We start from the raw sequence: 10,253 nt of genomic DNA, 5'->3' as shown, positions 1-10,253 counted from the left end.
ACGTCACCTACGACGAAGACCGCTCGCAGATCCGTACCGGCACCGGGCCACAGGTCATGGCCGCTCTGCGCAACGCCGCTATCGGCGCCTTACGCCTCGCCGGCGCCACCAACATCGCCGCCGCCAACCGCCACCACGCCCGCGACAGCAGCCGCCCGCTCGCACTGCTCGGAATCACCTGACGACTTTGCCGGGGCCCTGGGTGCAGACGCGGGCCACGATGTTGCGTATGACGCGTTATGACCGTAGTCGGGATCGACTGGTGCCCGGTCGTGAACATCGCCGAGTCGACCTGCTGCCAGTGGATCAAGCAGGCTGAGCGTACGCCGCTGGCGAGCATTGCCCGGGATGTCGTCATCCGTGCGTCGAGGCCTCGCGTGCGTCGAGGAGTTCCTCCCAGTGTTCCCGGGCCCAGGTGCATGCGGCGGTCATCGGCTGGAGCAGGCTGAGGCCCAGCGGGGTCAGTTCGTACTCGACGCGGCGCATCGGCTCGGGGTGGCTGGTGCGTTTGATCAGGCCGTCGCGTTCGAGCGTCCGGAGTGACTTGGTGAGGGTTTTCCCCGTGATGCCACGCAGCGGAACTCGAAGCTCGGAGAAGCGCCGCGGTCCGTGCTCCAGGCACCGGACGATCATGCCGGCCCACTTGTCGCCGATCCGGATCGGCGACAGATCGGAGGGGCAGACCGGGTCGAACATGTCGGGGTCCAGGGGCGTCGTCACGGCTTCACGGTAGCCGGTATCCGATCGGTAACCGCGTGTCCGGATACGGTCGGCGACGGCACCGGCGATCAGGCCGGTTCAGAGGAGGCGAGGTGCCGGTATGGGAAATGTGGTGGTTTTCGGTGCGGGCGGCCGGGCTGGGCGGGCGGCCGTCACCGAGGCGCGCCGTCGTGGTCACCGGGTCACCGCCGTGGTTCGTGATCCAGGTAGGTATAGCGGCCTGTCGGGCGACGGCGTGCACCTGACAGCCGGCGACGTGACCGACGTGGACAGCGTCGCCGGAGTCGCCGCCGGACACGATGCCGCGATCAGTGCCGTCTACGACCCCGCGGCGCAACCTGGCGCCTTCTACACCGGCGCTGCCCGCGCCCTGCTCGGCGGACTGGCCCGTGCCGAGGTGACGCGGCTGTTGGTGGTCGGCCTGGCGTCGACGTTGGAGACCGAACACGGGACGGCGCTGATGGACACGCCCGGCTATCCGCAGGAGTACCGCTCGTTCTACCTCGCCCACGCCGCCGGTACGCAGGTGCTGCGTACCGCGGCCACCGGCGTGGACTGGCTGGTCGTCAGCCCGGCCGGCGATTTCGATCACGGCGGCGTACGCTGCGGGCGATACCGTGCGGCGATGGCGGACGCCGCCAGTCGCATCTCGTACGCCGACCTCGCCGTCGCGCTGATCGACGAGATCGATACCCCTGCGCACCACCGGACCCATCTCGGTGTCGAGGCCGCCTGATGGCCGAGGAGATCGTCGACAGCCCGAGCCCCTGGGTCGCCGAACACATTCGCCGCTTCGTGGAGACCGACGGCAATCCCCGGCCCGGTGTGAATGACCTGTTGCTGATCACGCGTGGCCGCCGGTCGGGAAAGCTGCGCCGAACCGCGCTGGCCTACGTAAGAGACGGCCATCGCTATGTCGTCGCCGCGTCCAATGGCGGAGCCGACCGGCACCCCGCCTGGTTCCTCAATCTCGCCGCCGACCCGGACGTCACCGTTCAGGTCGGGACTGAAACCTTCCGAGCGCGGGCGCGGATCGCATCGGCCGACGAGCGACCAAGACTGTGGCAGCTGATGATCGCGATGATGTCGTCCTACCGCGAGTACGAGAAGGCGACCACGAGAGACATCCCCATGGTCATCCTCGAACCGTCACCCTGATCGGGCGAGGCAACATCACCCGCTTGCACAACCTCCTGCGCACGCTCATGCCGCGATCGGTGCGCCCGGGTCGGATGCAGCCAAGGCGGTGACGGCGGCTCCCGCCCGCGGACTCTCGGCCGGCGGCCGGACTACTGGCTGACGTCGCTGGTCAGCGCCGAGTCCGAGGCGACGCGGCTGCCACACCGTCCGGGACTACGCCACCACAAGCGTGACCGAAAAAGCGTGAGACGTACGGTCAGCGATGTCACGAGCCAGATCCGATGAGACGAACGGGACGATCCCGTCGGGTCGTCCGATGGACGGCACCCGGTTGTATGTGTTGGACGTGTTCCTGCAGCCGGTGCCGTCCGGCGTGGTCGGCGAGTTGTACATCGCCGGGACCGGTCTGGCCCGCGGCTACCTCAGCCGTGCCGCCCTGGCGGCGCAGCGGTTCGTGGCCTGCCCGTTCGACGCCAGCGGGCGGATGTACCGCACCGGTGACCTGGTCCGCTGGTCGGACGACGAGGTGCTGTACTTCGCCGGCCGCACGGACGAGCAGGTCAAGATCCGCGGGTTCCGGGTCGAGACCGAGTCGGTCCTGGCCGCCCACGAATCCGTCACCCGCGCCGTGGTGATCGCCCGGGAGGGCCAGCCCGGCACGAAACGTCTGGTCGCGTATGTGCTCGGCGGTGACGTGGACGGACTGGGGGAGTACCTCTCCCAGCGGCTGCCGGATTCATGGTCCCGGCCGCGATCGTCGTCCTGGACACGCTGCCGGTCACCGCGCACGGCGAGGTCGACCGGGCCGCCCTGCCCGTCCCCGCGTTCACCGTGTCGAGCCGGGGACCCTCGACCCCGGCCGAGCAGATCCACCGCGCGCTCTTCGCCGAGGTGCTGGGCCTCGACGCGGTTGGTGCGGAGGACTGGTCCTTCGCCCTCGGCGGCGACTCCCTGCTGGCGATGCGCCTGATCACCCGGATGTGGGCCGCCCTGGGCAGCGGGTGGGTCCTGGCCCGCTCGGGGTGTCCTCGCCTGCGCCGGCCGTTGAGCCGCCGGAAGCGACGGCGTGGTGCTGGGAGCGCACCACGCCGTCGCACGAATCGATCACCGAGACCTGACCGCGGGCACGGTCCCGTCACCCGCGACCAGTGTCAACACCGACGGGCTAGCACTTCGTACGCCAGGATTTGGTGATCATCTGGCCGAGCGTCTGGACCTTTCCGCCGGTCGTGTACCGGTACCAGACGCCGGTGGTGCGCCAGCTGTACGTACCGAAGGTCTTGCACTTGGCCTTCGGGTTGACGTCTCCCTTGCGGAAGATGGTCTTGGAACTCCGGTCGTCCCATCCCCACGCGCGTTTCTGCTGGAGAGTCACCTTGAAGTAGGTCGCGCCGCAGTTCTGCAGGCGGCCGCCCGTGACCACATGCCACTTGCCCTTGATCTTCTGGCCGTAGGGCTTCCACAGCCGGATGCATTTGTTGGCCTGGGCCTCGTATCCGGGCTTGATCTGCAGCGTGGCGATCCCGGCCACAAGGGTGGATCCGTTCGCGTCGGTCAGTCGCGCCGTGCCCGCAGCCGGCGGGTTGCCGACGACGGCCGGAGGTGTGGGCGAGCCCACCGCCGGCGGCGTGGCGGCTGCGCCGGCCGTGGGTGCCACGGCGAGGCCGGCGCCGAACGCGAACACGGCGGCCAGCATGGCGCATCTGCGTACAGACATGGTTCTCCTTTTGCCACGGAGTGAACGACACCCGACCGGTCCTGGCCGGTGCCTCACCTCGTTCGTAGTGATTGGACAGTTGTAAAGCAGCAGGTCAGCGGCGCTTGACAGCAATGACGGACAACTGAAAGAAAGAAGTCCATGGTGGGGAGGCCGGAACGGCGCCTGGATCCGGAGGACGGCCCGATCGTGAGGTTCGCCCTCGACCTGCGCGCCCTTCGGGACCAGGCGGGAGTCGGCAGTTATCGCCGGATGGCGGCGAAGGCACACTTCTCGCACACCGCGCTTTCGGAGGCGGCCGGGGGTGACCGGTTCCCCTCATTGGAGGTGACGCGCGGCTTCGTGGGGGCGTGCGACGGCGACGTGGCGGAATGGGAACTGCGCTGGCGGGCCGTTGCCGACGAGCTGAGTGCCGGCGCGGCTGGTGCCGGGCCACCGCCGGAGCCGTACCCTGGGCTGGTCGCGTTCGAGCCAGAGGACGCCGACCGGTACTGCGGCCGTGAGCAACTGGTCGAGGAACTGGTGCAGCACGTCACGCGTACGCCCCTGGTGGTGGTGGTCGGGCCATCGGGCAGCGGGAAGTCGTCCCTGCTGCGCGCGGGGTTGATGGCCGCGGCGAGCGTGCGACGGCTGCCCGACGACGACGCATGGCAGCCCCTGCTGGTGACACCAGGCGGGCAGCCGTTACGGCAACTGGCCGATGCGGTGGCGGACGCGTACGGACTGTCCGCGGAGTCGCTGCACGACGAGCTGCGCGGTGGCGGCCCCGAAGCTCTGGACGTCGCGGTGCGCCAGGGCATGGTGACCGGATCGCGCACCCGTACGCTGCTCGTCGTGGACCAGTTCGAGGAGCTGTTCACGCATTGCCCCGACCCCGCGGTGCGGGACCGTTTCGTCACGCTGCTGCTGGACGCCGCGTACGGGGCAGACCGGGCCACGAGCGTCGTACTTGGGGTGAGGGCCGACTTCTACGGGCGTTGCCTGGAACAGCCGGGCCTGTTGAGCGCGCTGGCTCAGACGGCGGAACAGGCGGTGCGGCACGTCCCGGTCGGCGCCCTGACCGAGGCCCAGCTTCGCCGGGTGATCGAGGAGCCCGCGGCGCGCTGCGGGCTGGTGGTTGCGCCTGAGCTGGTGGCGACGCTCATCGCGGAGGTGGAAGGCAAGCCGGGCGCGCTGCCGCTGGTGTCGCACACGTTGCGGGAGACATGGCAGCGGAGCGGCGGTGCCCGGCTGACCATGGTGGACTACCGAGCGACCGGCGGGGTCAGCGGTGCGCTTGCGCAGACCGCCGAGCAACTGTACGCCGGATTCAGCCCCTCGGAGCAGGAGATCTGTCGACGGGTGCTGATCCGCCTGACCGCCCTGGGCGACGGCACCGAAGACACCCGTCGACGGGTGGAACGGTCCGAGCTGGACTCCCTGGGGGCACCGGAGGAGAGAACCCAGGTGCTGCACCACCTCACCTCGGCCAGGCTCGTGGTCCTCGACGAGGACACCGTCGAACTCGCCCACGAGGCTCTGATCGAAGCCTGGCCGAGGCTGCACCGCTGGCTGACCGACGACCGAGAGGCCCTGTTGGTCCACCGAGACCTCACCCACGCCGCCGGGAGCTGGCAGGCGCTGGGGCGCGACCCTGGCACGCTGTACCGCGGGGCGAGGCTGGCGCGGACACAGGAATGGGCCGCCGAGCACGAGCCAGAGATGACCGATGTCGAGCGTTCCTTCCTCGCGGAAGCCGTCGCGCTCACCCATGCCGAACAGCAGACGGCACAGCGCCGCATCCGTCAGTTGCGGAGTCTGGTGGCGACGCTGTCGGTGCTGCTCATCGTAGTGGCCGGCACCGGCCTGCTGGCCTGGCGGCAGCGGCAGCAGGCCCACGAACAGCAACGCGAATCGACGTCGCGGCAACTAGCCACGCAGGCGCTGGCCATCGCGGGTACGCAGGTCGGCGTCGCGGCGGACCTGGCGGACCGGGCCTTCCGGACCGCACCCACGCAAGAGGCCCGTAGTGCGGTCCTGAGCCTTGCCGGACGTCAGGCGTACCGGTTGCGGCTGACCGGGCACGCGGGCACCGTCGCGTCGGTCGCCTTCAGCCCCGACGGGCGCCGGATCGCCGGCGGCGGCTGGGATCGAACCGTGATCATCTGGGACGGTGAGACCGGGGCACGCACGGCCACCCTGGCCGGACACGACAAACCGGTACACACGGTGGCCTTCAGCCCCGATGGAAAGCGGCTCGCCTCAGGCGACGCGGGCGGCAGGATCGTCCTCTGGGATCTGGGTACGGGGCAGCGGATTCGTTCCCTGGCAAGTCTGCGCGGCCCGGTCAACGGCCTATCGTTCAGCGACGACGGCAAACGACTGCTTGGCTGCGACACCACCGACCACGTCGCGGTCTGGGACTGGGCCACGGGCCGGCGGGCCAGCGCCTGGGAAGGGCTGGCCGGCGACCCCTTCGCCGACACGGATCCCTCAGCCGGGTTCGGCGCGTTGCGCGTCAAGGCCGTACCGGTCAATGAACAGACCATCCGAGTCGGTCTGACGGGCGAAACCTCCACCCCGCAGGGTACGGAGGAACCGGACCCTGCGGAGGAGACCACGGGCGAACCGGCCACGGCGGAGGTCCCGGCGGCTGGCTACGCGTTTGCTCGTACGCGCGACGGCGCGTTCACAGCGGAGACGAGCCTCGAGGTCGGCTCGATCAACATCATCCACACCCACGGCCGGCGTGACGACTCCGTCGACATCGGTGACCACACCTCCCCGGTGCGCGCCGTGGCCTTCGCGCCGAACGGCGGTGCGCTGCTCTCGGCGAACATGGCCGGATCGATCGACCTGTGGGATGTACGGCGCCTCGACCGTACCGTCAGACTCACCGGCCATCTGGGTGGCGTCACCGACGTGGCGGTCAGCGCGGACGGCCGCCGATACGCGGCCTCGGGTGAGGATGGCACGGTCCTCGTGTGGGATCACCATCGACCGGTTCTGGTCGGCCACACCGGCACGGTAACCTCCGTCGCCTTCGGCCCGGACGGCCGATCCGTGGTCACCGGGTCCGCCGATGCCAGCCTGCGGTTGTGGGACGCCACGACCGGGGCGGTGCGGCAAGTGGCCGCCCCCGATGGTTCCCTGCCGGTCGCCAGTGCCACGTTGGACCCCAACGGTTCCGTGCTCGCTGCCGCGGTCGGCGCTCGGATCGATCTCAGGGATGCGGTCACCGGCGCCGAGAACGCGGTCCTGACAGGACACACGGACACGGTCAACACCGTCGACTTCAGTCCGGACGGCCACCTGCTGGCCAGCGGTGGCTACGACGGTGCGGTCGCGTTGTGGGATCCCGCTCTGCGCCGGCGGATGTCGATGAGCATCGTCGGTGGATCCGTGCACAGCGTGGCGTTCAGCCCGGACGGCCGGATCCTGGCCGCCGCCCGAGACAGCGGGCAGATCACGCTGCTCGACCCGGCCGGTGGCCGGACACTGGCGGTTCTCGGCGACGAACCGGGCGACCTGAACGAGGTCGCGTTCAGCCCGGACGGCCGGCTGCTCGCATCGGCCGGGGGCGACGGCCGGGTGACTCTGTGGGACGTGGCCGGCGGGGCGCCCGCCGTCGTCCTGAACGGGCATTCCGCGGCGGTGTTGAGTGTGTCGTTCAGCCCCGACGGCCGCTATCTGGCCAGCGCGGGCCTGGACCGCACCATCGAGATCTGGGACGTGGCCGAGCGAACGAAATGGGCGGTGTTGAGCGGGCATTCCGATGGGGTTACCGACCTGGCCTTCAGCCCGGACGGCGGCACACTGGCGTCGAGCAGCCTCGACCACACCACGATCCTCTGGCCGCTGGACGTCCCGGCGGCGGTCGAGGCGGTCCGTGCCTTGCCCCGTTAGCTTCGAGGAACGGAGCCGTCCCACCAGCTGTCTACTATTCAGCGCCACCGCGGGTCGACGTGGTTCCACGACCTCGCTGGCTTCGTACTGCTACGGCTGCTCGCTGCTTCGTGTACTCGTATGAAGCCAAGGGCTCGCGGGCAACGACCCCCTCCGAGGACCATCGCCACGGGTGTGAGCGGTGACAGGAAGCCGCAGTACCGGGCGGAGGCGATCGAGGCGTTCAAGGCTTCGATGGAGGTCATCGCCGCCGGGCTCACGTAGTGATCCTCAGTCCGGGCCGGATGAGTCGGCACGCCCCGCTCAACGTCGAGGAGCCGTCATCTCCTGGCGGCTACGACGTTCTTGCCGGAGGCGGTGACGGTCCAGGTGACGGTCTTCCTCGTCCACGGGTTCGTCGCGTGTATGCCCGCCCCGCCGGTCACGGAGGTCGTCTTCAGCATTCCGCCGTTGTTTTCGTTGAAGAGGTTCACATTCTTCGTGACGATCTTGCGCAGGGCGGCGACCCGCACCGGCTTGCCCTTCGCCGCATTCAGGGCCTCCCAGCGGGAGGACTTCGCCGCGTCCTCGACCTCGTCCGCCATGTGCAGGTAGATCCGGCCGGTCCGCAACGCCGCGCTGGTGATCGTGACGGCGGCGGCCGGCAGCGCCACCTTCTGCGGCCCGTACGCGAACGCGTACCTGCTCACGTCGTCGCCGGCGGTCAGTTCGGCTGCGTGTACGGTTCCGTCGGCGTCGACGTGGATGGCGGCCTCGGCGCCTTCCGTGTTGGTGTAGGCGTAGTCGGCGCCGCCGTCACCGCGCACGGTCCTGGTTCCGGCCGCCGCGGTGTCGGCCTCCAGCTCGATCAGGAAGGCGGGATCCGGGAAGTTGATGCTGACCACCGAGGTGAACTCGCCCGGCGAGGCCGGCCGGTAGACGTGGGTGACGCCCGGTCGGCCCATCATCCTCAGCGCGGGCACGTCGTCCGGCTCGATCGGCGCGTACTCGCCCTTGCCGTCGACGCCGTACCACTCGACGTTCTCCTTGGAGCCGGTGCGCAGCATCGACGCCTGCCCGCGCTTGTCGTCGTACACGAATGATCCGGTCTCGTTCTTCCAGACGACCGTGGCCTTCCAGCCAGCCTCGGCCATCGCCGAGGCCGACGCGGCGGCGGCCGCCCGGATCGCCGTGGCCATCTCCGCGGCGGTCAGGCTCGAGCCCGCGTCCGCGGCGGACGCCGCGCCGGGCAGACCGGCCAGACAGACACCGAGCGAGAGGGACACCACCGATGCCGTACGCCGGGAAGACAGCAGTCGCATCATCAGCTCACCTTCTGGACGCGGGTGTAGTAGGTCCATGCCGCCTTGTGGTCCCCGGTCAGCCAGGCCCGGACCCAGTACTTGCCCTTCGCCTTCGGGGTCCACGTCAGCGTGATCGCGCCGTCGGCAGGCGACTCCACCGTCTGGACGGTGTTCCAGCCGGACGTCTTGTCGGACCACTGCAGCACCACCTTCCGGCGTGACGGGACCACCCTCCCCGTCATGGTCAGGGTCTGCCCGACCTTCGACGTGCCCGTCGCCTTCCAGCCGATCAGGCCGGCCTGCACGCCCGGCAACCGTGTCGCGGCGCTGGTGGCGGCGGCGAACGCATCGTTGCCGGGGAACCGGGCACGGACGTCGCCGTTGATCCGGTGCTCGTACTCGTACTCGAAGCTCTGGTACTCATCGGTGGTGACCGTGGCGATCTTTCGCCAGATGGTCGACCTGGCCGTCCTGAGCTCCAGCACGATCTGCTCCCGGGTCTCCGGACCGGACAGCCAGCCGGTGATGGTCTGCGGGTCGCCGTTGGTCTCCCGGTCGTATTCGTCCGTCGGGAGATCTTTCAGCGTCAGGGTGGCCTCGGCATGCCGGGTCGTGGCGATGTCCTGCCTCGACATGACCACGTCCTGGCCCACGCTGATGCTCACCGGGACGCCGAACCAGTCGAGATCCCGGGACACGCCCGGAGCCGCCTCGACGATCATCTGGATCCATGTGTCTCCCGTGTTGAAGAAGGTGAGACCGGAGCACCAGGCCCGGCCGGTCTCCTGGTGGTCGATGCGGCAGGCCGTCGATCCGGCGTCCATCGCCACGAGCCGCAGCCCTTCGGGAAGGCCGGTCAGTGGCAGTGAGAGCTCCACCGGCCCGGGGTCGGAGACCGCGGGGCCCTGCAACGTGAAATGGATCCGGGCGCTGGTACCGGGAACGACGTTCGGCAGGCTGTCTCGGGTGAGGGTGAACGCGGACGCCGGGTACCCGGCGGTGGCCGCGTGCGCGGGGGAAACCGCGATCACGGCTCCCGGAAGAGCCAGGATCGCCGCGGCGATACAGCGCCGGAGTCGATCGGACCGGATTCTCATCGGGTGGGGTACCCCTCGCTGCCGGGTTCGGCATCGTGACGCCGTGCCCGCCCGGCCGGGCAGACGGCCGGATGCTTCGGCGCCGGAGCCCCGTGGTTGAGCACGGCGGGGGAGCGGCAACCCGGCCGCACCGGCTTCGCACCGGTGCCGGTCAGCGCGCGTCGCGCGGGAACGGCCCGAGCGGCTCACCGGCGCGGGAACGCTTGCCGTCCTCGGCCGGCCGCCGAGCAGAGCCGTTTCAGCACGTACCTGAAGAGGGCGATTCGCACCGGCACGGACGGGTGACTGGCGAGATTCTCACGTCGGGCGTCCTGGAACGACACGGACATGGTCGGCGTGGGTCTCGGTCGGTCGCGACGTTGCACGGCTGCGAGGTGGGTCCGCGGTCGGCTGGGCGGCTTCTCGGCGTAC

General features: G+C 69.8%; 10 protein-coding genes and 2 pseudogenes. 7 read left to right on the top strand and 5 right to left on the bottom strand.

The window, feature by feature from the left end; all coding sequences use genetic code 11:
• Positions 1-182, top strand: a pseudogene (locus AB0I88_RS35205) (ISAs1 family transposase); the annotation flags it as partial.
• 172 nt (positions 183-354) lie between these two features.
• On the opposite strand, the gene AB0I88_RS35200 reads toward AB0I88_RS35205, so the two are convergent.
• Positions 355-720, bottom strand: coding sequence for a helix-turn-helix domain-containing protein (locus AB0I88_RS35200; protein WP_361034937.1), 366 nt, complete (start codon positions 718-720; stop codon positions 355-357).
• A gap of 100 nt (positions 721-820) precedes the next feature.
• Between AB0I88_RS35200 and AB0I88_RS35195 the strand changes: the two genes are divergently transcribed.
• From AB0I88_RS35195 to AB0I88_RS35180, 4 genes are all read left to right on the top strand, one after another.
• The gene (locus AB0I88_RS35195; protein WP_361034934.1) at positions 821-1,456 is read left to right on the top strand and encodes an NAD(P)H-binding protein; all 636 of its coding nucleotides are present in this window, start codon (positions 821-823) and stop codon (positions 1,454-1,456) included.
• Positions 1,456-1,878, top strand: a complete 423-nt coding sequence (locus AB0I88_RS35190) for a nitroreductase family deazaflavin-dependent oxidoreductase (RefSeq protein WP_361034931.1) — start codon at positions 1,456-1,458, stop codon at positions 1,876-1,878. The genes AB0I88_RS35195 and AB0I88_RS35190 overlap by 1 nt, the downstream gene beginning before the upstream one ends.
• A 298-nt stretch (positions 1,879-2,176) precedes the next feature.
• Complete coding sequence (locus AB0I88_RS35185; RefSeq protein ID WP_361034928.1) at positions 2,177-2,830, top strand: hypothetical protein; 654 nt, start codon at positions 2,177-2,179, stop codon at positions 2,828-2,830.
• Positions 2,752-3,054 (top strand): hypothetical protein, encoded by a 303-nt coding sequence (locus AB0I88_RS35180; RefSeq protein WP_361034925.1) that lies wholly within the window; start codon positions 2,752-2,754, stop codon positions 3,052-3,054. The genes AB0I88_RS35185 and AB0I88_RS35180 overlap by 79 nt, the downstream gene beginning before the upstream one ends.
• On the opposite strand, the gene AB0I88_RS35175 is transcribed toward AB0I88_RS35180, so the two are convergent.
• Positions 3,026-3,577, bottom strand: a complete 552-nt coding sequence (locus tag AB0I88_RS35175; protein WP_361034922.1) for a hypothetical protein — start codon at positions 3,575-3,577, stop codon at positions 3,026-3,028. The genes AB0I88_RS35180 and AB0I88_RS35175 overlap by 29 nt on opposite strands.
• A gap of 141 nt (positions 3,578-3,718) precedes the next feature.
• Here AB0I88_RS35175 and AB0I88_RS35170 point away from each other — a divergent pair.
• Positions 3,719-5,200, top strand: a pseudogene (locus AB0I88_RS35170) (AAA family ATPase); the annotation flags it as partial.
• 285 nt (positions 5,201-5,485) lie between these two features.
• Here the strand turns inward: AB0I88_RS35170 and AB0I88_RS35165 are convergent.
• On the bottom strand, positions 5,486-5,641 hold the full coding sequence (locus AB0I88_RS35165) for a hypothetical protein (RefSeq protein WP_361034943.1): 156 nt from the start codon (positions 5,639-5,641) through the stop codon (positions 5,486-5,488).
• Here AB0I88_RS35165 and AB0I88_RS35160 point away from each other — a divergent pair.
• Positions 5,624-7,462: a WD40 repeat domain-containing protein gene (locus AB0I88_RS35160; RefSeq protein WP_361034940.1), complete on the top strand. Its 1,839-nt coding sequence runs from the start codon at positions 5,624-5,626 to the stop codon at positions 7,460-7,462. The genes AB0I88_RS35165 and AB0I88_RS35160 overlap by 18 nt on opposite strands.
• Positions 7,463-7,782: 320 nt before the next feature.
• On the opposite strand, the gene AB0I88_RS35155 is transcribed toward AB0I88_RS35160, so the two are convergent.
• Positions 7,783-8,766: a hypothetical protein gene (locus tag AB0I88_RS35155; RefSeq protein ID WP_361034919.1), complete on the bottom strand. Its 984-nt coding sequence runs from the start codon at positions 8,764-8,766 to the stop codon at positions 7,783-7,785.
• A complete protein-coding gene (locus AB0I88_RS35150) occupies positions 8,766-9,776 on the bottom strand; it encodes a hypothetical protein (RefSeq protein WP_361034916.1) in 1,011 nt (336 codons plus the stop codon). The genes AB0I88_RS35155 and AB0I88_RS35150 overlap by 1 nt, the downstream gene beginning before the upstream one ends.
• Between the last annotated feature and the right edge of the window lie 477 nt (positions 9,777-10,253).

Source organism: Actinoplanes sp. NPDC049802, from assembly GCF_040656595.1.
Lineage (GTDB): Bacteria > Actinomycetota > Actinomycetes > Mycobacteriales > Micromonosporaceae > Actinoplanes.
Note: the sequence above shows the minus strand (reverse complement) of the source record. Positions and strands in the feature narration are given on the sequence as shown.

Bases quoted from the DNA above. Each gene is read 5' to 3' on its own strand.
- AB0I88_RS35195 (WP_361034934.1), top strand. From the start codon at position 821: ATGGGAAATGTGGTGGTTTTCGGTGCGGGCGGCCGGGCTGGGCGGGCG.
- AB0I88_RS35190 (WP_361034931.1), top strand. From the start codon at position 1,456: ATGGCCGAGGAGATCGTCGACAGCCCGAGCCCCTGGGTCGCCGAACAC.
- AB0I88_RS35185 (WP_361034928.1), top strand. From the start codon at position 2,177: ATGGACGGCACCCGGTTGTATGTGTTGGACGTGTTCCTGCAGCCGGTG.
- AB0I88_RS35175 (WP_361034922.1), bottom strand. From the start codon at position 3,577: ATGTCTGTACGCAGATGCGCCATGCTGGCCGCCGTGTTCGCGTTCGGC.
- AB0I88_RS35155 (WP_361034919.1), bottom strand. From the start codon at position 8,766: ATGATGCGACTGCTGTCTTCCCGGCGTACGGCATCGGTGGTGTCCCTC.